Consider the following 19,543-nt stretch of genomic DNA (forward strand, 5'->3'; position numbering starts at 1 on the left):
AATTGCGCGCTCTTAATCAGCGGGTCGTAGGTTCGAGTCCTACTGCGCCCACCACTCTCCGCCTTGATAAAAAAGTGTTTTCAGCTTCGTACGGTGAACGGATCAGTCGCTCCGACAAGCTCCCATAATCTCATTCCGATACGCTGGCATGTACCCTTGCAGTCTAAGGCTCTTGAACTCTTTCGAAATCAAGAAATGCAATGAGCTTGTTAACGGTATTGTCGTCATCTGAAAGCGGGAAAATGGCCCGTTCAATAGTATGATGGTAGTCATTTAGTTTTCGGAAGTCATGATCCGAAAAAACCGGGCGCTTTTCAGAAATAGGAAGGTGGTACTCTTTCAGAACCTTGTTTCTGACATCTCCAAAATCAATTTCGTCCAAATATTTTCCAGTATAATCACTTCCATACATATCGACGATTTTCGTTCCGACAAGACGAATTCTTAACCGTGCACCGTCGTTTTCGACATCAATGAGGATGATGGAGGAGAGCAATCGAGGCATCTCCAACGGGTCGAAATCGGCCCGTTTGGCCATCCGGCGATTACCGCGCTTACTGTTCCAGAGCTTAAATGCCTCGCGAAGAAGCGGTGATCTCACTCTCTCGAACTGTTTTTCATCGACACTCAAGTGCAACACCACATCGGTTTGGGCCTGATTTAGTCAGTCTGGTTTTTCACGATACCAATCATGGCATGTAAATGTCAGGAGTCATGCGTGGATTGGGGAACCGTTACCGAAACCGGTCGACGTCTGGTTTGGCAGAAGGCTGCTCAGGAAACTGGCCCGCAGGCCTTGAGCTGTGCCGTTGCTCTCCCGTCCGACAGAAAAACAGCGGTCGCGGGTTCTTGTCCTAAGGTTGTTATGACGATCATTGCGCCTGCGATTTCTGACGAATCCACCACCGTCTGCCCGTAAGGCCCGTCGGGCAACGTGTCGTCGACATCCACTGTGAAGACGACGCGTCCGCGCCCTTCGAGCCTGTCAAACAGGATTGATACGACACGATCGCCGTCCGTGACGGGGGAGAAGCTCCGGACTGCGTTTCTCCCCTCGGCAATGCCGAAGGGTTCGTAGGCACTTGCGCCCGCGCCGCCTTCCGTAATGTCAAACAACAGGCCGCCGGCCGAGCTCCGTAGGTCGATCTGCATGCCGAAGTCGTAATATTCGCAATCGTTCCGGTTCTCGACGATGAACAGATCGGACGGGGAGGCTTCGATAAATGTCACGACGAGATCGGCCAAAGCCGCCGAGGGGAGCAGAGAGAGGAGGGCTGTGAGGAGTGCGCGGCCAGTCATAAGGACGGATATAGGGCTGCGCGCGGGATTGCACAGAGGGTAAAGGCTGTAATCACGTCACGGCAGCGATTGGCCTCCTACACCGTCGTGGATTGTTTCTCACCATACAAACACCGATGACCTTTTAGTGAATATACAAGAATTTCTGCTGTTGTAGCCTAAAGGTAGGCAAACTTGCCTGCAGTGGGAGATCGAACATGCAAAAAATCAAAACAATACTGACTGCCTTTGGCTTTTCCGCCGCACTCCTTGTGGCGGCTCCGGTATTCGCGGACGGCCATCTGGAAAAAGCCATCGAGGCGCGCCAGGCGGTCATGAAGCTCTATTCCTTCAATCTGGGCCAGCTTGGAGCGATGGCGAAAGGCAGCGTGGCATATGACGCAACGGCAGCCAGTGCCGCTGCCAATAACCTCGCCGCACTTGCCGCGCTGGATCAGGGGATGATGTGGCCAAAAGGCTCGGACGCGACGGCGATGCCCGACAAGACGCGCGCCATGGCGGAAATCTGGGCGACCTATCCAGAGATAAACGGCAAGAGCAAAGCGCTCGCCGATGCATCAATGGCGATGGCCAAGGTTGCTGGTGACGGGTTGCCGGCCCTGCAGGGGGCTCTCGGTGATGTCGGAAAATCATGCGGCGGCTGTCACAAACCTTTCCGTGCGCCTAAATAATCAGATCTGGTTCTGCCGGGGCCCGGGCTGCGACCGGGCCCCGCAAGACGCGCAGGAGAGGGTGTGATGACAGGTGGGATGCGCCGCGCATTGCTCGGGGTTGTGGCTCTTGCCGCCGCTGGAGCGGTTGCCGGATGGGTTCTGACGGCGCCTGAAACGGTTCCGCAAGGCAGCGTGCCTGCTGACGGCGGTGATGCTGAACGTGGCCAGGCGATTTTCACCATCGGCGGCTGCGTCTCCTGTCATGCGGCGGACGGTGCCAAGGGGGAGCAGAAGCTAATCCTCGCGGGAGGCCGGTCTTTCGTCACCGCATTCGGCATTTTCTATGCCCCGAACATTTCCCCGGATCCCGAAGCCGGCATCGGGGGCTGGCGTAGTGTCGATTTCGTTAATGCCATGAAGCATGGTGTTTCGCCGGACGACAATCATTACTACCCAGCTTTTCCCTACACTTCTTACGCCCGGATGAAGACCGAGGATCTACTGGATCTCTGGGCCTACATGAAGTCGCTGCCCGCGAGTGAGAAAGCGAACACGCCGCATGCAGTCGGCTTCCCGTTTTCGGTCCGGCGCGGTCTCGGGCTCTGGAAACAGCTCTACCTCGATCCGGCTCCGGTGGTGGAGGTCAGCGCAGACCTGGAGAGAGGGCGCTATCTGGTTGAAGGGCCGGGCCATTGCGGGGAATGCCATACACCGCGTTCCGTCATTGGCGGCCTTGATCTTTCGCGCTGGTTGGCTGGTGGCCCCAATCCGGACGGGAAAGGCTCTATCCCGAACCTGACCCCGGCTGGCGGCGATATTGCCGCCTGGTCGGAAGCCGATATCGCGGAGTATCTGAAATCCGGTTTTACACCGGATTTCGATACGGTCGGTGGTTCCATGACAGAGGTGGTGGAGAATACGGGCCTGCTGAGCGACGAGGATCGCCGTGCCATTGCCCGCTACCTCAAGGCTATTCCGCCGATTGGTGCGCCGAAATAAGAGGCCTTGAGGTGTGCTGGCTGCGAGGACAGCGGCCGTTTTGGCCAGACTGTTCCGTCAGGCGGCGAGTGCCGCTTGGTCCCATGCGCGGATGGTATCCCGGATGCTTTCGTCGAGCTCGATAAACTCAGCGCCGAACCCTTTGACACGTTTGCGTTGCCTCACGACCCGGGCCTGAACCCTGCCAAGACCGGTCAGGTCAACCTCGATTGTCGTGCCTTCCGGGATCTTTTCATCGGTCCCGATTTCGAGGCCGGTTTCCGAGATGTTGTGGATGACACAATGATACCAGTCTTCGCCGACGCGGAACCTGGACGCTTCCATGAGCGTTTTACGCTCCGCTTCACGCCGGTTGCCTGCCGCGGATTCCCGGACGATAGCCGTCAGCCTGGTCTGTAGCTCCTGCATCTTGTTTGTGATCGTGGTCGCTGAGGCACTAATCTCCTGGGACATGGTGCCGTTTTCCTCAGCCGATGCGGCGACGCCAGTGATTTTTCCCGAGACTTCCTGGGTGCCCATGGCCGCTTCCTGGACATTCTGGGTAATTTCATTGGTGGTGTCGGTCTGTTGCTCGATTGCGACCGTGATCTGTTCCGAGATCTCGTTGATCCGCACCACGGTCTCGCCAATCGCGCGCATTGCCTGGACCGCGTCGCTGGTAATGCTCTGGATGCTCTGGACCTGCCCCGCGATATCTTCCGTCGCGCTGCCGGTCTGGTTGGCGAGGGATTTTACTTCAGATGCTACAACCGCAAACCCCTTGCCCGCTTCGCCGGCACGTGCGGCCTCGATTGTTGCATTGAGAGCCAGAAGGTTGGTCTGCTCGGCGATGTCCGTGATCATGTTGACCACGGCGCCGATCTTTTCGGCCGCGCTTGCAAGCCCTTCGACCGTTGCGTTGGTTTTCTCGATCTCGGTTGTCGCTTCCCTGGCGATGTCGGTCGATGCACCGACCTGTCGGCTGATTTCCTGAATTGACTGCGCCATCTCCTGGGATGCCGCGGCCACGGTATTAACGTTCACGGTCGCTTCTTCCGACGCGGCCGCGACGGCCATGCTTTCCTGTCTCACGTTTTCCGCCGACCGGTTCATGGTTTCCGAGCGCTGGCGCATCTGTTCCATCTCTTCGGCGATGGAGTTGACGGCGGTTTTCAGTTCCTCTTCCAGCTTGTTACTAAGCGTCAGCATCTCTTCCTGCAGGCGGCGTTGCTGTTCTTCCTGCTCCTGCTGACGGGACTCTGTCATCTGCTCGAGCTCGATGCTGGCTTCCTTGAAGACCGAAACGGCTTCCGCCATGCTGCCAATCTCGTCTCTGCGGCCGCGCGCAGGCACGTCCACGCTGTAGTCGCCGGTGGAGAGCCGGGCCATGGCAGAGGTCAGCTTGACGATCGGTCCGGCGACCGCATTGCCGATTGCCGCACCGCTGGCAAGCCCGCCGACCAGACCCAGGCAGGCCAGAGCGACAATGATCTTCAAGCTTTGCTGTTCGTGCTCTTCAGCTGCATAGAGAGAGCGCTGCGTAAATTCCCCGATTTCACTCAGGATCTCTTCCATCTTGTGATCGAGAGTGGTTTCCAATGCCTCCGCTTTTTCAGCAAAGTTGGTTGCCGCGTCCATATCACCCGCTTCATGGGCTTTGAATGCGCCTTTCGCCTGAACCTCGTAATCAGCGTGGAGACGCTTTGCCTCTTTGACTTGTTCCGCGACCGAGGAAAATTCCTCAACGGTTTCGGTCGCCCCGTGGGAGGAACTCACCTCAATTGCATGCTCCAGTCTGCGTTCAAGGTCCAGAAACAGCGCATCCGCACTCTTGCTTTGTTCTTCGAATTTTTTGATTTCCTTGGCGAGCACCGCGCTGAGGTCGGCATCCTTCTTCTGAATGCCGGAAAATCGCATGGCTTTCTCAAAATGAATGGCTTGCTCAAGCTGCAAGACGGTCACCTTGGTCAATTGCCGTGTGATCGGCATGTCTTCTTCTGCGATTTCCTTGAGCTCAATGCCGATCAAATTCATCGAGAATACGGCATAGACCAAAGCCACTATCGGGAGAGGGAGAGTGACCAGACATACGCCAATGATTTTCTTCCGGATCGAGAGACTGGAAAACATCTAAACGGCCCTTTGCGTGATCTTCCATTGGAAGGATTTGTATCAAAAATTGTATAATCGAAACTTCGCCCATACCGTTACTTGATGCACAAACTGCCCATATTTCCAGTGTTTTTTCACGGGAAATTTTTACGTTTTAGAGTGCCAATGTCATCCGTTTGTATGGAATTCGCTATCTTGAGTTTATAAATGAAAGCATTAATAAGCCATTAATGTAAATATTTGTTAAGCTTCGACAGGTTTGGAGCTCTTCGCCGTTGAATAATGGCACACATTTTCTGTTCGTATTTCGGGAGGTATTTTACACTGTATTGTAGGACTAAATCTTTCATAGATTGCATGATTGCGGCCAAGTGATTTCCGTAGGCCAGATCCGACGTGAAGGATTGAGTGGGCCTCTTCGGCGATGGTGCGTTGGTTCTGAATTAGGGAAAGGTTCCTGCTTCCCGATAGGTGCTTGGTTGCAGTAGGATAGGATTTCTTTTCAGGCTGTAATTCGAACGGCCTTAAGGTCGTTGGACGACCGTTTCCCGGACTATTCAGACACGCTCGGCCTGCGCGGCAGCGCTATGGCTCCCTCTACGGCTTCCTCGCCGTGGCAGGAAATTGAAAGGAAGAGGTAGAGATGCCGATCAAGAACCGTATCGCCGAATTCGAAGGTGAAATGTGCGAATGGCGCCATGATTTTCATATGCACCCGGAGCTCTGCTACGAGGAAACACGGACGGCCGGAATTGTTGCTGAAAAGCTGCGTTCCTGGGGCATAGAGACCCATGAAGGTATCGGTAAAACCGGTGTGGTCGGAGTGATCAGGGGAAATGGCTCCGGCACTGGTTCCATCGGCATCCGGGCGGATATGGACGCCCTGCCGATGCAGGAAGTATCGAACCCGGAATACAAGTCGACTGTTCCCGGCAAGATGCATGCCTGCGGTCATGACGGCCATACGTCCACGCTGCTCGGTGCGGCAAAATATCTGGCGGAAACCCGGAACTTCGATGGCACCGTTAACCTGTTCTTCCAGCCTGCTGAAGAAGGGGGCGCCGGGGCCAGGGCGATGATCGAGGACGGCCTGTTCGACCGCTTCCCGACCGATACGGTTTACGGTCTGCACAACATGCCGCAGCTTCCGAAGAATACCTTCGGTATCCGCAAGGGGCCGCTGATGGCCGGTGCCGATAGCGTCACCATCACCATCAAGGCGCGGGGCGGTCATGCCGCCATGCCGCATCTGGCAATCGACCCGATTGCCATCGGCACGCAGATCTATCAGGCGGCGCAGACATTCGTGTCCCGCTCGATCAATCCGTTCGATACCGCCGTGGTCAGCATCACCCAGTTCCATGCCGGAACCGCGAATAACGTCATTCCGGGCGAGGCCATGCTGAACGCTTCTGTCCGCACCATGACCAAAGAGGTGCAGGCGTTGATCAAGGAGAAGTTCCAGAAACTCTGCGACGGTCTCGCACTAGCTAACGGGATCGAGATCGAGTGCGAATATCGCGAAGGCTATCCGGTCACCTCTAACCATGACGAACAGGTCGAGCGGATCATCTCCGCCGCGGCCAGCGTGGTCGGCATGGAGGCAGTCGATCCGGAGACCGAGGCGCTGATGGGCAGCGAGGATTTTTCTTTCATGCTGGAAGAGCGTCCGGGCGCCTATATCTTCCTTGGTGGTGGGGACGAAACCCACACCCACTCGGTGCACCATCCGGAATATGACTTCAACGACGAGACGCTGACCACAGGCGCCAGCCTGTGGGCGGCCTTGGTCGAGGCGGAGCTGCCGCGCGCCGGCTGATCGGGCGGGGCGCAGTCAAGAAAAGTCCCGCGGCTGATCTTTAGGCTCTAGGAGCCTGGCGATTAGCCGCCGGATTTCGGCTTTGGAAAACTAGTGCACCGCGCGTTTATCCGCACAGAGAGGTAGGCGGTCTATAGCGGTTAGCCAGTGGCTCCAGGTTCTTTTTAGAGGTTTCGACCTTGCCGCTTTCAAGATCGATGAGCGTAAAGTGTAAACCCGGGCCCGGTGCTGCGGACGGTTCCATGTCCGTGCGCAGCGGTGTCGTGGAGCTGAGGGCAAGTGTCCCAAGCAATTGAATTTCGCCGTTGCGCATGACCGGCAGCAATACCCGTTCGAATGACATGTATTCGCGATCCGGCAGTAAGACCCTTCCTCTGAAGATGCAGATGCATGGATCGAAAACGCTAAAGAAGTAGGGTGCGACCTCGCCGTAGATTTCGTTGGGGACAACCTCGTGGAGATAGCGGCCGGTATGGTTCTGTTCGAACAGCCGGTTAACTTCCTCACCGGATACCCTGTATTTCAAACGGTCGCCGTTGCGTTGCAGCAGATAGACAAAGGGCAGAAGGCTTGGAACCGCGATGGGGTCGAACCGGGGAACGATTCCTGTGCCTTCCGCACCCGAAAGATCGATCCAGTGATGTAGAATCTGAGCTGTTTTTTCGTAGCGGACCAGTTTGACTGACAGGCTCCGGACCTTGTCCAAAATTGAGGTCATTGATCGGCCCCTAGCCTGTTTAGGTAATCATCGTGTAAGGCGCGCGAAACAGAACAAGAAAATGGTCATTACTGGGGGCAGAATCCCCAAGTTGCGACGATCAAATACAACGACCATTAATTTCGTTTGAATTTAAAGGTATTTCCATAAAAAGCAACCTGATGTTCCTCAGGTTCGCCGGTTTTCGGCCAAGACCAGCCTCGGCTGGTTTGCACCTGGAGAGTGTTTCTGTTGCCGGACCCGAGCGGAGATGCGAGCTTTCCGTCTCAATCCGGTTATGTGTTTCCTCGCGGGGGCAAAATGAGTGGTGAACGACCGTCTCTGACGGAAATGCTCGACATAGACGTGACGATCGATGTCGTCGATATCGGCGCCAACCCGATCGCGGTCGATGGCCGCCCGCCGTACCAGGATCTTCTGGAAGCGGGGAAGGTGCGGCTCGTTGGGTTCGAGCCTAACCGGGATGCGCTGGCCGAGCTTCAGGCGCGGAAAAGCGCGCATGAAACCTATCTACCCCATGCGGTTTATGATGGAACGGAGCAGACCTTGAGGATCTGCAAAGCGCCGGGGATGACCTCCTTGCTGGAGCCCAACCCGGCGGTGTTGAGCTGCTTTCACGGCTTTGACGAATGGGGCCAGGTCATCGGCCGGGAGACAATCCAGACAGTCCGCCTCGATGATGTTGCCGAGATCGATAATCTCGATTTTCTGAAGATCGACATTCAGGGGGCGGAGCTCGAGGTTTTTCGGAACGGGACCGACAAGCTCGCAAACTGCCTGGTGATCCAGTCTGAAGTCGAATTCATGCAGATGTACGATAACCAGCCGCTGTTCTCCGACGTCGATCTGTTCTTGCGGGAGCATGGGTTCATGCTCCACCGCTTTGTCCAGCCGGTCAGTCGGGTGGTGAAGCCGCTTATTGTCGATAACAATCCTTACGCAGGTCTCAGCCAGTCCGTATGGGCGGATGCGATCTTCATTCGGGATTTCACGCGCTTCGATTTGCTGAACCCTGTGCAGTTGCTGAAAATCGCGCTGATCCTGCACGACGTATACAGTTCTTTCGATGTCGCGCTGCGGGCGCTGTTGACCCGCGATGCCATGCTCGGCACCCGCTTCGGTGAGGCATATCTTCGGAAACTGGAACGTCACTAGTGCGCGTCGTTCGTGCGTCCGGACCTTGTCCTGACCGCTGATCCCGGCCACGCTGCTTTCCAATTGGGGAATCATCAGGTGGGGAAGTGCGATGACATCGCAGGAGTTTGATTTTGAAGCCGTGGTGCGGCAGGACCTGCCGGCACCGGCCGGGCGCTGGAACGGTTTTCCGAACTTCAATTTCGTTGGCGGTCACAATGCGCCGGAAAGCATTCCGACCGATGCGCTGGTGGATGCGGCGACACGCGTCCTTCAGCGCGAGGGGGCGACTCTCGCCACCTATAGTCTGGAAAGCGGTCCCCAGGGCTATCGTCCGCTCCGTGAATTCCTTGCCGGGAAACTGGGCCGTGATGCGGGGATGACCTGTACGGCAGATGATGTGCTGCTGACTTCCGGCTCCCTGCAGGGGCTCGATCTTATCAATGAGGTGATGCTGGCGCCGGGGGATACGGTGCTTATCGAGGAAGCGACCTATGGCGGTTGCCTGACACGGTTCCAGCGCCTCGGCGTTACCCCGATCGGCATCAAGCTGGATGAGCAGGGCATGCGAGTGGACCATCTGGCCGAGACCCTGGCCAAACTGGCTTCCGAAGGAACGAAACCGAAATTCATTTATGTCATCCCGACTGTGCAGAACCCGACCGCCTCGATCATGCCGCTGGAGCGCCGCGAGGAATTGCTGCGGCTGGCCGAGCAATACGATGTCGCCGTGATCGAGGACGAGTGTTACTCGGACCTGATCTGGGACGGCAAGCGTCCCCCCGCCTTGCATGCGCTGGACAAGAGCGGACGTGTGGTCTTTGTCGGCTCTTTCTCCAAATCCATCGCTCCGGCCCTTCGCGTCGGCTTCATCGTTGCACCCTGGGCGTTCATGGCGCGATTGCTGTCCTGCAAGACCGACGCAGGCTCCGGCGCCCTTGAGCAAATGGTGCTGGCTGAATTCTGCAACACGCATTTCGAAAATCATGTCGCCGGGCTGAACAAGGTGCTGAAGCAGAAATGTGATGTGCTGATCGAGGCGATGGAGAAGAACTTCGGCACCGTGGCGGAATTCGAAGCGCCTCCGGGCGGTATTTTCCTCTGGGTCAAACTGCCGGCCGAGGTCGATACATCGCGTCTCGCATCGGAAGCGGCCAAGCATGGCATCCAGGTCAATCCGGGGGCCGAATGGTCCATCGAAGGGCCGGGAGCGAAGCGGGCGATCCGGATCTGCTACGCCAATCCCCCAGTCGAGACGATCCGGAAGGGCATTGCCGCGCTGGCGGAAGTCTGCCGGGAGGAGTTCGGCGTTCCGAAGACGATCGCGAACGCCTGAAGCAACTGTTAGTCCTTTGCCCTCCGCTGCCGATGTCCCTGGCTCCGGCAGCGGAAGGCGGCGAGGGGGCAGGCTCCGGATATCAGGCTGTAGCCGCCGTAGCCGGTGTATCACTCTGCAATATCCGCTCAAGATCGCCGAAACAGGCGTCCCAGCCGCCGCAGATATTGAGCCGCGAGCTTTCGCTTTCCACCATCGAATGGATCAACCGGACACGGGTGCCGCCGTCCACCGCCGTGAAATACACGGCGACCTCTGACGCGGGGGAAAGCTCGCCTTTTCCTGCCGCCGTCTCCTTATGGTGGCGCCAGCTGAAGACCAGAATCCGGCCCGGATCGATTTCCTCATACTGCCCATGCAGAATGTCGCGCGCTCCGTCTTTCTCCGCGAAGGTGAAAGTCCAGCTCCCACCGACCCTGAGATCGACCTCCGCCTTTTCCAGTGCGTGGTTGCCGAACCACTGAACCAGGTCTTCCGGCGTGGTGAAGGCCTGGAAAATCCGTTCGGGGGATGCCGGGAAAGTGCCTTCGACAATGATCGGATCGGCGCCGTGCGGCGATTTCAGATAGGCGAATGTCATTTCTCTTCCTCCAGGAAACGGGCGAGGCTTTTGAAGCCATCCTCCCAGAACTGCTTGTAGGTGTTCAGCCAGGCAGCCGCGTCTTTCATGGGCCCGGCATTGAGGGCGCAGTAGCGGGTCCGGCCGCGTTTGCGGACGGTGACGAGCCCGGCATCGGAAAGCACACGGACATGTTTGGAGACGGCCGTCTGGGACATGTTGAACGGTTGCGCAACTTCGGACAGTGCGGCCTCTCCCTCATGCAGGCGCGCCAGAATTGCCCGGCGTGTTTCGTCCGAAAGGGCTGCAAAAGTTTGATCGAGTGCTGGCATGGCCGACGTCCATTAGTGAACTTATTGGTTGACTGTATGATGCGCATTCTTATCAGTCAACCAAATGGTTCACTTAACGTTCGGGTCAGGCTCCGAGCCGGAAATCCGGGAAAGGCAGGAGGATGAGAGAGAGGGCCATGAATATCAGGGCGGAAATGACTGCGTATTGGCCAAACTTACGATAGGTCTGGCGCAGGATTTCACCAATGATCCGTTGCGCAACCGGCTTTGGCGGCCGGTCTTCCTTGGCGAGAATGATCCAGAGTTCCGTCTGCCGGTAGGGTCGCGACGGTGCGCGCATCGCATAGTGAAACAGGATGGCGGCAACGATCAGGCAGAGGATACAGCCGGCGCGCGCGGCGACGATCGGCTCGTAACTCAGACTCATGACAATGCAGATGATCGCCAGCGCGGCAAAGCCGGAGGCTCTGCCAACAGAGATGATTGCTGCATTCTCAATTGCTTCCATCGGACGTATCCGCGGCGTTATCGAGCTCACTCGTATCGCTTTTCGCGATCCATTTAGGCCGCGTCTCTTCAGAGGCAACCATGTGATGATCGCATTTCGGTGCGTGAAAACCAGGGTCCCGGATGACGTCAGGAATGGTTGAATGCTCTTTGTGCCGTTTCGTGTCCGGATGGTGCGGAATGCAGCACAGATTCAGATATTATCCCGAGGGAGGTAACAGTGCTTGTGAGATCCATAGGACTGGCAGTTGCTCTAGTTGGAAGTCTGGCCTTCTCGACAGGGGCTGCCGAAGCGCAAACCGTGAGCGTAACGCCGCTTGGCAGTCACGACGGTGAATTCTGCCGTTTCGACCGGGCGATGATGTTCGAAGATCCGGATGGCACGCGCATTCTTTACGATGCGGGGCGCACGGTTGCCGGAGCAGGTGATCCGCGTCTCGGTAAAGTGGATGCGTTGCTGGTCAGCCATATGCACGGAGACCATGTGGGTGACCGTCATATCGATGCGGTCAACGCCGGGGAATGCGGTGCGCCGGCCATGACGAAAGTGGATGCACCGAACACCAACAGCGTGAACATCGCGCTCGATAAATCCGCGCTGATTGTCACCGGAAGCGAGATGCCGAGATTTTTCGCGAGCAAGCTGAAGGCTCTTGGCGGCGATCCGAAAAAGTCCCAGCTCGTCCGCTTTGGTGCATCCCGCAAGGTTGGCGGGGTCACAATCACGACCGTGCCGGCTGTTCATTCCAATGGGGTGGCAGGCGCCTTTATCGGTGGGCAACTCGGAAAACTGCTGAATGAGTCGGGTCTGACGGCCTATGCCGGTCCGCCGACCGGCTATGTGCTGACTTTCAGCAATGGCCTTGTCGTTTATCTCTCCGGCGATACAGGCGTGACAGCGGAGCAACGTACCGTGGTCGGCGAGCAGTACGGTGCGGAGCTTGTGGTGATGAACATCGGTGATACTTTCACCACCGGCCCGACCGAGGCGGCTTTTGTCGTGAATGAGCTGATCAAGCCGGTTTCCGTGATTCCCTCGCACGCGAACGAGATAGGCACCAAGGGCGGCAAGGTTATTGCGGGCACCAAGACGGAGGCTTTCATCAAGGCGGTGAAGGTTCCGGCGCATGTGCCGCTCAGTGGCAAGGTCATGGCCTTCGACGGTGCCGGAAAATGCACATCAGGTTGCTAGAAGCCTGATCGAAGCGTTCGGCGTTTCGTCCTGAACTTCGCGAGAGGAGCTGCGTCCGGCTGCAGCTCCTCTCGTCTCAATTCCGCTTTGCTGCATCGATATCTCAAGCGGGGGCCTGGAGAGGCTCGCAGGTGAGTGATGCGTGAACTGGAGCACAATCAAAATGCGCTCAATATGCCCGGGTGAACCGAACGGCAGCATGAGAGACGTAAAGTATTTTTGCGGCCCGCTGGCCCAGGTTGCGGGGCCGCTGGCATAATACATGGCTTCCGCGTCGCGGCACTGGCGCAGACGATCCAAAGCACTTTCCGCACCGTCGATCTGGCTGACCCTTTGGCCGGTAATGTCCCTTCCAACCGCGTAATGGACGCCGGTGCCGACGATTCTGACCCGGAAATCGTTACCGTCTATCGGTTCCATCACAGCAAGCGATGGCAGGCTCCGGCGAGGCAACTCCACGGGGTCGAGCGTTGATTTTGGAGGCAGGGCGGCGTTGCCTCGCGCGATCTGCCAGTACTCATACATGGCGCGTTGTGCATCGCTGGCGAGGTCATCCATCGAAAAATCCGGAGCGATATTCTGTAAATCCATAGTCTTTTTCATGCCAACTGGATGGTTGTTTTCGCTCTTCGGAAGATCCGGATGAGAGAGTTTATCCGGAGCGGTACCAGTATGAATCAATTTTAACGGTAACTCTTTCCTCAGGCGCAGAATGATATTTTTGAGGCGGTTGCGTGGCGCTCTGCATGTCTGTGTCGCAGCAATGTGATCGGGGTTTGAAGGCATTCGGACCGGCAATCGTGGCAAAATAGCGGTTATCAGAAATCCAACATTGGAGGTGCTTGATGTCACTACGTCTGGTTTTGCGTTCCGGATTGGTCGCCGCCGGGATTGTGACCGGAATGCTGTTGCTGACCCCGGCGCCGGCCGGAGCAGGAGAGGCCCCGGTTTATACAGGCTTCCTCTCCAATCTTGCCGTGAATGGGTACGATCCCGTCGCCTATTTCAAGGAAGGGCGGCCGGTCGAAGGCACGGCCGACTATACGCTCGAGTACAAGGGGGCCGAGTGGCGCTTTGCCTCTGCGGAAAACCGTGAGGCATTCCGTCAGAACCCCGAGCATTATGCCCCGCAATATGGCGGCTATTGCGCATGGGCTGTGGCGCAAGGGAGCACGGCCAAGGGAGATCCCCTGAATTGGAGGATCGTCAACGACAAGCTCTACCTCAACTACAATGCGGAGATTCAGACGCGTTGGCAGAAGGATGCCGCAAAGAACATTCAATCAGCGGATCGGAACTGGCCGCGGATTATTGAATGAAATTCTGAAGTTCTGATTTGCGGGCCTAAGCCCGCTCGCCTTCGTTCTGCCGCTCGACTACCCTCATCGCAAAATCGATAAATGGGGGAAACGATGTCGGAAGCAACAGGGATAGTCGGACTCGGCAACGCGGGCCTGGCGGTCGCGTCGGCGCTACTGAAGCATGGTCCGGTGCTGGGATATGACCGCTCCAAAGAACGCTGCAAGCTGGCGCAGGATGCCGGCGTCAATGTGGTGGAGAGTTTGGATGATCTCGATGGCCGCACGCCCGTCGTGCTGCTGTCTTTGCCCAAACCGGAAGCTTCTCTGGCGGTAGCCGGTGCCATCGCTGCATGGTCGAGCGTTCCGGAGCTTGTCATCGAGACCAGCACGGTGACCCCGGATACCGCACAGAAATCGGCGGCGCTACTGGAAGTCGCCGGCGTGGGCTTCGTAGATGCGGCGATCGCCGGCGGTGTTGCCAGCATGGCAGCTGGAGAGATCACGTTTTTCCTTGGCGGGACAGATGTAAACAAGGCGGCGGCAAAACCGGTACTGGACCGCATCGCCAGCCGCATCTTCGATCTCGGTCCGGTGGGGGCGGGGATGGGAACGAAGGTCGTCAATAACGGCGTCATGCATGCGGTCATGGTGGTCCTGATCGAGGCTTTCGCCATGTCACGCAAGCTCGATATTCCGACGGATACGCTGGTTGAAATCCTGAACCGGGAGGAAGGCTTGCTGAGGCCGCTGATCCATCGGGTCGGGGAGCGGATGCAAGACGGCAATTACGCGGCCGGGATGTCCGTCAGCAACGCGCGGAAGGATTCCGTGCTGGCACTCGAAACCGCGCAACAACTCGGTGTTCCGTTATTTGCGACTCTGGCCTCTCACACACCCTATGAAATTGCCGAGGCGAAAGGAATGGGTGATCAGGACTACGCGGCCTTGGCCAAATTATGGGAAGATTGGTGTGGCATCGACTTCGAGCGCTGAGCGATCCTGTCAAACCATTCAGAAACTCTGCGACACGGACTGAATTACGCGTTTCGAATGCTGCTCTTTATAGTGCGCCCGGGGTAGTTTGTGCTAGGACCGACTAGTTAACGCGGCGGTGAAAGTGGCGGCCTTTATCGGGTTTCCATAGCTTTATCGTGTTCAGGTGGAGCGGTCAGAACAATGACCTATGGAGACTCGGGATCGCCAATTGGCGATGCACTTGACCAGATTGCGGGAAGGTTGCGCACGGACAGTACGCGCAACCTGCTGGATCATTGGCGCACGATCAAGGGCACGGATCTGGCGCCAAGCCGGCACCGGATCGACCCGTCCCAATTGGCGCAGATTCTGTCGAGTGTCTGGTTGTGCGACTATGAGCGGGAAGCAGATCGGTTCCGCTACAGGTTGACCGGTGAGAGAGTGGCAACACGGTTCGGCCACAAACTCTCCAAGCACTATCTGGATGACAATACGGACCCGGACTATTATCCGCGGGTACATCGCTACTACCGAAATGTCATCGATTTCCCGGCGGTATTATATATTTATGGGCGACTCTACGCGGAAACGGATGATCCGATTCATGGCGAGCGGATCTTGCTGCCGCTATCCGACGATGGGCAGACCGTGCACGGGCTCATCGGAGCAACAGCGGAGATCGTTCCGAGGAAAAATCCGGAACCGCGCTATTTGCCTGAATTCCAGAAACATATTTACGTCACTTTAGAAACCGGTGCCGTCGTCGAGGAATCCCTTCCGGTTTGAGCCTGTTATCGCCGAAAAGATGAATAACCGTTAACCTTGACGCGAGATTTTGCTAATATTCGCCCATAGTTTGTTAAATAGTGACCAGCGCCAAGGCGTTTGGGGGGGCTGATGTCCGCAATTCTTGTCGTGGACGATGATAAATCTCTCAGGGATTTGCTGTCAGTAGTGCTTCGGGAACGAGGCCATGACGTGGAAACCGCAGAAGAGGGAAATGCGGCGCTTGAGTTGATGGCGCAAGCGCGTTTCGAAATGGTGATCTCCGATATCATCATGCCGGGCAAGGAAGGCATGGAAACGATCAAGGAGATCCGCGCGCTCTATCCGGATGTTCAGATTATTGCGATGTCCACCGGCGGGTCGATGGGGAATTCTCAGGTTCTCGAATATGCCCGTATGATCGGGGCTCATGAATCGATCCGGAAGCCGGTCGAGCTGCCAAGCCTGCTTACCACCGTCGAGCGGATGCTGTCCTAGAACCCTATTTCTGGTGAATGTTACCTGGGTATATTCCGGCCTTCTTCAGGCTTCCGTAGCCTGAAAAGATCGGCATAGTGCCCGCCGAGGGATGTGTTGGAGACAGTAAGGTTTCCGTCCTCGGCCTGGCGCTCTACCCAGAGACGTATGCCGGGGCGGTGCTCGACGTGGAACCAGGAGAGCCAGACGAACAGCAGCCTCCGGAACCAGCCAGGCATGCCGCGCTGATTTCCGAAATCCACAATATGCAGCGTTCCACCCGGCCGAAGCAGGGCAACGGCCCGCTCCAGCGAGTCCCGCCACGGCGGGATCATGGAGAGTGAATAGGAAAACACGATGTGGTCGAAACCGCCGGCCTCGTCGAAAGTCGACTCCGGATCGAACTGTTCCGCATAGGCGAGCCCCAGACGCACTGTCGCCTCAAGGCCCGCTCGGCGGAGGGAGGTCTCTGCCGTCTCCAGCATCTCCGCCGAGGCGTCGATGCCGAAGTACCGGCAGTCCGGATAGCGCCGGGCCATTTTCACCAGATTGCGGGCCGTGCCGCAGCCGATCTCGCAGACGGTCTGGCCCGGAAGCGGCTCCAGCTCCCGTATCAGGCGGTCCCGGCCCAGCAGGTAGTATTTCCGGGTCAGATCGTAGAAATGCCGCTGGACCCGGTAGATCCGGTCCATCTTCTCCCCAGCATCCTCGGGGCCATCTTCCCCGGAATGATCAATCTCTGCGGATGTAGAGATGGAAGCCTCCATAGATGGACGAGCGGTCGCGCCGGCCGAGATCGAGGGACTGTTCGGCCTGATAATCCCATCGGTCGAGAATTTCCGCCGGAACGCGTCCGGGCAGCGGGCTTTCCTCGCCAGCGGTGCGGAAGATAACCCGTGCGCCCGGCGCCGAGGTGCGCAGGATCTCGGACCAGAGGGCGGTCAGCTGCTCTGTGTTCATCCAGTCCTGTGCGTCCAGCAGGATGTAGCGGTCCCGGCTTTCGGCATCGCAGTCGGCCAGGAAGTCCGTCATCGAGGCCTGCACGACATCGACCTTCGAAGCATTGTCCCGCAGGGTCTGGTGGTTACTGTCCCTGAGATAGCGCGGGATGGCCTGGCGCTGCTGACGGTCATAGCCGCGTCCGAATGCCTGCCAGGCGAAGTAGTTATCGTCGATCGAGAAATCGCAGGCCAGCCGCTCCAGCCGCGAGCGCATCAACCCTGCCATGTCGCCCCCCGCCGAGGCCGAAAGCGCCTCGAACTGTGCAGGCGGAATGCCGAGCCCGTAGAAGGAGACTGGCATCCGGCAGAGCGCTTTGACGATGCGGCTGTCGAAGACCGGGCCGATCACGTCCTCGAACAGGGTACGCTGCTCTTCCATGGTCTCCGCCCGCAGAATGTGACGGGGGTTTTTTCCATGCAGCCGGGCCACGAAATGCAGCAGACCGATGAAGCGGCCGAGCAGGCCGAACTCGTAGACATTGCGGGTGAACATGTCGATCCGCCGGCCGCGCAGCCCGCGCTTGCTCCAGTAGGCCCGTGTCTCCGGATCAAGATGCGGGGCGACATTACGGAAATAGACCCGCTTGTTTTCCTGCTCGTCCGCATGGCCGAAGAAGCGGAAGAAGGTCTCGTGGTCGGGCAACTGTTCCAGCGCCGTCAGTTTTAGCCGGGTGAGGGCGACATGGGCGGGATTGAGATCGACCGCCTGGATATGCGCCGGTTGCTCCGTCAGGTAGTTCAGGATGTTGCAGCCGCCCGATGCGATGGTGAATATCCGGCTGTTCTCGTCGAGCTGCAGTGCTTCCAGATCGACTTCGGGATCTTCCCAGATCTGCGGATAGACGAAGCCCTTGAAGGCCATCGTGAACATCCGCTCAAGGATGCCGCGCTTCGATAATTGCTTGTTCTTGATGACTGCGTCGGTGAGGAGGCTGTTGGCGGTCATGGGGGCGAACTCTCCCGGATGGCGCGGTTCCGCGCGAACGCCGCCGGACCGGTCCATATCTCGCCCTCCCTCATACGGGATTCGTGTTGCAGCTTTATTGCGACCATGCGGACAGGTGAGGATTGTGAGGTCAGGATCGCACGCGACAAAAGTGATGAGAAAAGTTAACTTTATAGATTAATAAAATTGTTTAGTGATTTGATAAAATGAAAATTTAAGGAAATTTAAATTGGCGTGATCTGATACAGGAACGCCAGCAAGAAAATCAGTAACCGCATGGTCACGGGGCAACCCGGTGCGCTCGCGGAGAGGTTGGTTTACGGCAACTCGAATCGGAGGTCAGGCGCGTCCGTGACTGACGAGAGCGTCCCTGCCGCTCTGGCTTGCCTCGACGATTGCGCCGGTGCCGCAGACGTAGCGCCGGACGACGAGGCCCTGATCGACAGCTTCTTCCCAGACGGTGAGGCGGGGGCAGGAGGTGCGCCAGGCATCCATGACCTCGCCATAGGGGCGGGGTTTTTCGGCGACCCATTCCACAAGGTCGAGGATCAATGGCATCGGTGTGTCGCTCATGATGTACTCCTTGACCGACCAGAGACCGGTTATTCTAACACGCTTGGAATGCGTATCTGCAATTCGGGTTTCGAGACTGCGAATTTAGTTTCGGGCGATGGCGATGGCGGCGATGGCATACTCTGTTAAACGTGCGGGGTTAAACGTGCGGGACCGATCAGCGGGAGACACTCCGGATGAATGACATTGGCCGAATGGTTGCCGCAGCATGTCTCGCTGCCGGGGTACTGTTCATGGCGGCGGACGCCCGGGCCCAGACCGACGCGCGGCTTGCCTGGGCCACTGCCTCGCCATCGATCTTCGAGGTGGAGCCGACCTGGCCCGGCTACCAGAAGCCGGGCTTCGGTGCCCCGGCTGGCACCGCGCCGGAGGGAACGGGTGTCGCGATCCTGCGTTCGGGCTTGCTGGTAACGGCGGCCCATGTCGTCTCCAAGGCAACGGAGGTGCATGTCCGCGCGCCGGACGGCACCCGGTTGCCGGCCACCATCCTCGCCATCGACCAGAAGACGGATGTCGCCTTCCTGACCGTCGATCTTCAGACCTCTCCCATCACGCTGGCCGAAGCCCGTCCGGAAACCGGCGCGCCGGTCTGCACACTCTCGAACGCGTTCGGTCTTGGCATTGGCATCACCTGTGGCGTGGTCTCCGCCAACAAGCGGTCGGGCATCGGCTTCAATCACACGGAGGATTTCATCCAGACCGATACCTCGGTCAATCCGGGCTCGTCCGGCGGAGCGCTGGTCGATCTGGAGGGCAGGCTGGTCGGGATGCTGTCGGCGATCTTCACCAAGGATTCCGATTCCGACATCGGGGTGAATTTCGCGGTTTCGACGGACCTGATGTTGAAGAGCCTGCCAGCGGCGTCGCGCTAACGCTGCCCTTTGCTCGCACCCTGGCCCATTTCT

The 19,543-nt window shown here is 57.8% G+C and carries 22 protein-coding genes; 11 read left to right on the forward strand and 11 right to left on the reverse strand.

What is annotated here, in order from left to right:
- Positions 1–163: 163 nt before the first annotated feature.
- A complete protein-coding gene (locus VOI22_RS02580) occupies positions 164–631 on the reverse strand; it encodes a PAS domain-containing protein (RefSeq protein ID WP_323795025.1) in 468 nt (155 codons plus the stop codon).
- Between the two features lie 143 nt (positions 632–774).
- Positions 775–1,245, reverse strand: a complete 471-nt coding sequence (locus VOI22_RS02585) for a hypothetical protein (RefSeq protein WP_323795026.1) — start codon at positions 1,243–1,245, stop codon at positions 775–777.
- 251 nt (positions 1,246–1,496) lie between these two features.
- On the opposite strand from VOI22_RS02585, the gene VOI22_RS02590 reads away from it, so the two are divergent.
- Positions 1,497–1,970 (forward strand): cytochrome c, encoded by a 474-nt coding sequence (locus VOI22_RS02590; protein WP_323795027.1) that lies wholly within the window; start codon positions 1,497–1,499, stop codon positions 1,968–1,970.
- Positions 1,971–2,036: 66 nt separating this feature from the next.
- Positions 2,037–2,951 carry a cytochrome c gene (locus tag VOI22_RS02595; protein ID WP_323795028.1) on the forward strand — a complete coding sequence of 305 codons (915 nt, stop codon included), beginning with the start codon at positions 2,037–2,039 and terminating at the stop codon, positions 2,949–2,951.
- A gap of 57 nt (positions 2,952–3,008) precedes the next feature.
- Here VOI22_RS02595 and VOI22_RS02600 read toward each other — a convergent pair whose 3' ends face one another.
- Positions 3,009–5,060, reverse strand: a complete 2,052-nt coding sequence (locus VOI22_RS02600; protein WP_323795029.1) for a methyl-accepting chemotaxis protein — start codon at positions 5,058–5,060, stop codon at positions 3,009–3,011.
- Positions 5,061–5,685: 625 nt separating this feature from the next.
- Between VOI22_RS02600 and VOI22_RS02605 the strand changes: the two genes are divergently transcribed.
- Positions 5,686–6,861, forward strand: coding sequence for a M20 aminoacylase family protein (locus tag VOI22_RS02605; RefSeq protein WP_323795030.1), 1,176 nt, complete (start codon positions 5,686–5,688; stop codon positions 6,859–6,861).
- A gap of 106 nt (positions 6,862–6,967) precedes the next feature.
- Here the strand turns inward: VOI22_RS02605 and VOI22_RS02610 are convergent, their stop codons facing one another.
- Entirely contained in the window at positions 6,968–7,579 is a 612-nt protein-coding gene (locus tag VOI22_RS02610) for a PAS domain-containing protein (protein ID WP_323795031.1), read from the reverse strand.
- A gap of 300 nt (positions 7,580–7,879) precedes the next feature.
- Between VOI22_RS02610 and VOI22_RS02615 the strand changes: the two genes are divergently transcribed.
- Positions 7,880–8,734, forward strand: a complete 855-nt coding sequence (locus VOI22_RS02615; protein WP_323795032.1) for an FkbM family methyltransferase — start codon at positions 7,880–7,882, stop codon at positions 8,732–8,734.
- 91 nt (positions 8,735–8,825) lie between these two features.
- A complete protein-coding gene (locus tag VOI22_RS02620; protein ID WP_323795033.1) occupies positions 8,826–10,049 on the forward strand; it encodes a PLP-dependent aminotransferase family protein in 1,224 nt (407 codons plus the stop codon).
- Between the two features lie 82 nt (positions 10,050–10,131).
- Here VOI22_RS02620 and VOI22_RS02625 read toward each other — a convergent pair whose 3' ends face one another.
- From VOI22_RS02625 to VOI22_RS02635, 3 genes are all read right to left on the reverse strand, one after another.
- Positions 10,132–10,629: an SRPBCC domain-containing protein gene (locus tag VOI22_RS02625; protein WP_323795034.1), complete on the reverse strand. Its 498-nt coding sequence runs from the start codon at positions 10,627–10,629 to the stop codon at positions 10,132–10,134.
- Positions 10,626–10,940: a metalloregulator ArsR/SmtB family transcription factor gene (locus VOI22_RS02630; protein ID WP_323795035.1), complete on the reverse strand. Its 315-nt coding sequence runs from the start codon at positions 10,938–10,940 to the stop codon at positions 10,626–10,628. Before VOI22_RS02630 ends, VOI22_RS02625 begins: the two co-directional genes overlap by 4 nt.
- A gap of 85 nt (positions 10,941–11,025) precedes the next feature.
- Positions 11,026–11,409 carry a hypothetical protein gene (locus VOI22_RS02635; RefSeq protein WP_323795036.1) on the reverse strand — a complete coding sequence of 128 codons (384 nt, stop codon included), beginning with the start codon at positions 11,407–11,409 and terminating at the stop codon, positions 11,026–11,028.
- Between the two features lie 219 nt (positions 11,410–11,628).
- On the opposite strand from VOI22_RS02635, the gene VOI22_RS02640 reads away from it, so the two are divergent.
- Entirely contained in the window at positions 11,629–12,600 is a 972-nt protein-coding gene (locus VOI22_RS02640) for an MBL fold metallo-hydrolase (RefSeq protein WP_323795037.1), read from the forward strand.
- Here VOI22_RS02640 and VOI22_RS02645 read toward each other — a convergent pair.
- Positions 12,589–13,386 (reverse strand): PAS domain-containing protein, encoded by a 798-nt coding sequence (locus VOI22_RS02645; RefSeq protein WP_323795038.1) that lies wholly within the window; start codon positions 13,384–13,386, stop codon positions 12,589–12,591. The genes VOI22_RS02640 and VOI22_RS02645 overlap by 12 nt on opposite strands.
- A 59-nt stretch (positions 13,387–13,445) precedes the next feature.
- On the opposite strand from VOI22_RS02645, the gene VOI22_RS02650 reads away from it, so the two are divergent.
- The 4 genes from VOI22_RS02650 (at position 13,446) to VOI22_RS02665 (ending at position 16,139) form a co-directional block, all read left to right on the forward strand.
- Positions 13,446–13,919, forward strand: a complete 474-nt coding sequence (locus VOI22_RS02650; protein WP_323795039.1) for a YHS domain-containing (seleno)protein — start codon at positions 13,446–13,448, stop codon at positions 13,917–13,919.
- Between the two features lie 93 nt (positions 13,920–14,012).
- Positions 14,013–14,894, forward strand: a complete 882-nt coding sequence (locus tag VOI22_RS02655; RefSeq protein ID WP_323795040.1) for an NAD(P)-dependent oxidoreductase — start codon at positions 14,013–14,015, stop codon at positions 14,892–14,894.
- 183 nt (positions 14,895–15,077) lie between these two features.
- A complete protein-coding gene (locus VOI22_RS02660; protein WP_323795041.1) occupies positions 15,078–15,662 on the forward strand; it encodes a PAS domain-containing protein in 585 nt (194 codons plus the stop codon).
- 111 nt (positions 15,663–15,773) lie between these two features.
- A complete protein-coding gene (locus VOI22_RS02665; RefSeq protein WP_323795042.1) occupies positions 15,774–16,139 on the forward strand; it encodes a response regulator in 366 nt (121 codons plus the stop codon).
- Between the two features lie 20 nt (positions 16,140–16,159).
- Here the strand turns inward: VOI22_RS02665 and VOI22_RS02670 are convergent, their stop codons facing one another.
- The 3 genes from VOI22_RS02670 to VOI22_RS02680 form a co-directional block, all read right to left on the reverse strand.
- Positions 16,160–16,810 (reverse strand): class I SAM-dependent methyltransferase, encoded by a 651-nt coding sequence (locus VOI22_RS02670; RefSeq protein ID WP_323795043.1) that lies wholly within the window; start codon positions 16,808–16,810, stop codon positions 16,160–16,162.
- 40 nt (positions 16,811–16,850) lie between these two features.
- The gene (locus tag VOI22_RS02675) at positions 16,851–18,065 is read right to left on the reverse strand and encodes a DUF3419 family protein (RefSeq protein WP_323795044.1); all 1,215 of its coding nucleotides are present in this window, start codon (positions 18,063–18,065) and stop codon (positions 16,851–16,853) included.
- A gap of 339 nt (positions 18,066–18,404) precedes the next feature.
- The gene (locus VOI22_RS02680) at positions 18,405–18,638 is read right to left on the reverse strand and encodes a hypothetical protein (RefSeq protein ID WP_323795045.1); all 234 of its coding nucleotides are present in this window, start codon (positions 18,636–18,638) and stop codon (positions 18,405–18,407) included.
- Positions 18,639–18,814: 176 nt separating this feature from the next.
- On the opposite strand from VOI22_RS02680, the gene VOI22_RS02685 reads away from it, so the two are divergent.
- Positions 18,815–19,510 carry a S1C family serine protease gene (locus VOI22_RS02685; protein ID WP_323795046.1) on the forward strand — a complete coding sequence of 232 codons (696 nt, stop codon included), beginning with the start codon at positions 18,815–18,817 and terminating at the stop codon, positions 19,508–19,510.
- Positions 19,511–19,543: the final 33 nt, after the last annotated feature.

The organism is Nisaea sp. (genome assembly GCF_034670185.1).
Classification (GTDB): Bacteria; Pseudomonadota; Alphaproteobacteria; order Thalassobaculales; family Thalassobaculaceae; genus Nisaea.

Bases quoted from the DNA above. Each gene is read 5' to 3' on its own strand.
- VOI22_RS02590 (WP_323795027.1), top strand. From the start codon at position 1,497: ATGCAAAAAATCAAAACAATACTGACTGCCTTTGGCTTTTCCGCCGCA.
- VOI22_RS02595 (WP_323795028.1), top strand. From the start codon at position 2,037: ATGACAGGTGGGATGCGCCGCGCATTGCTCGGGGTTGTGGCTCTTGCC.
- VOI22_RS02600 (WP_323795029.1), bottom strand. From the start codon at position 5,060: ATGTTTTCCAGTCTCTCGATCCGGAAGAAAATCATTGGCGTATGTCTG.
- VOI22_RS02605 (WP_323795030.1), top strand. From the start codon at position 5,686: ATGCCGATCAAGAACCGTATCGCCGAATTCGAAGGTGAAATGTGCGAA.
- VOI22_RS02610 (WP_323795031.1), bottom strand. From the start codon at position 7,579: ATGACCTCAATTTTGGACAAGGTCCGGAGCCTGTCAGTCAAACTGGTC.
- VOI22_RS02615 (WP_323795032.1), top strand. From the start codon at position 7,880: ATGAGTGGTGAACGACCGTCTCTGACGGAAATGCTCGACATAGACGTG.
- VOI22_RS02620 (WP_323795033.1), top strand. From the start codon at position 8,826: ATGACATCGCAGGAGTTTGATTTTGAAGCCGTGGTGCGGCAGGACCTG.
- VOI22_RS02625 (WP_323795034.1), bottom strand. From the start codon at position 10,629: ATGACATTCGCCTATCTGAAATCGCCGCACGGCGCCGATCCGATCATT.
- VOI22_RS02630 (WP_323795035.1), bottom strand. From the start codon at position 10,940: ATGCCAGCACTCGATCAAACTTTTGCAGCCCTTTCGGACGAAACACGC.
- VOI22_RS02635 (WP_323795036.1), bottom strand. From the start codon at position 11,409: ATGGAAGCAATTGAGAATGCAGCAATCATCTCTGTTGGCAGAGCCTCC.
- VOI22_RS02645 (WP_323795038.1), bottom strand. From the start codon at position 13,386: ATGCCTTCAAACCCCGATCACATTGCTGCGACACAGACATGCAGAGCG.
- VOI22_RS02650 (WP_323795039.1), top strand. From the start codon at position 13,446: ATGTCACTACGTCTGGTTTTGCGTTCCGGATTGGTCGCCGCCGGGATT.
- VOI22_RS02655 (WP_323795040.1), top strand. From the start codon at position 14,013: ATGTCGGAAGCAACAGGGATAGTCGGACTCGGCAACGCGGGCCTGGCG.
- VOI22_RS02660 (WP_323795041.1), top strand. From the start codon at position 15,078: ATGACCTATGGAGACTCGGGATCGCCAATTGGCGATGCACTTGACCAG.
- VOI22_RS02665 (WP_323795042.1), top strand. From the start codon at position 15,774: ATGTCCGCAATTCTTGTCGTGGACGATGATAAATCTCTCAGGGATTTG.
- VOI22_RS02670 (WP_323795043.1), bottom strand. From the start codon at position 16,810: ATGGACCGGATCTACCGGGTCCAGCGGCATTTCTACGATCTGACCCGG.
- VOI22_RS02675 (WP_323795044.1), bottom strand. From the start codon at position 18,065: ATGACCGCCAACAGCCTCCTCACCGACGCAGTCATCAAGAACAAGCAA.
- VOI22_RS02680 (WP_323795045.1), bottom strand. From the start codon at position 18,638: ATGAGCGACACACCGATGCCATTGATCCTCGACCTTGTGGAATGGGTC.
- VOI22_RS02685 (WP_323795046.1), top strand. From the start codon at position 18,815: ATGAATGACATTGGCCGAATGGTTGCCGCAGCATGTCTCGCTGCCGGG.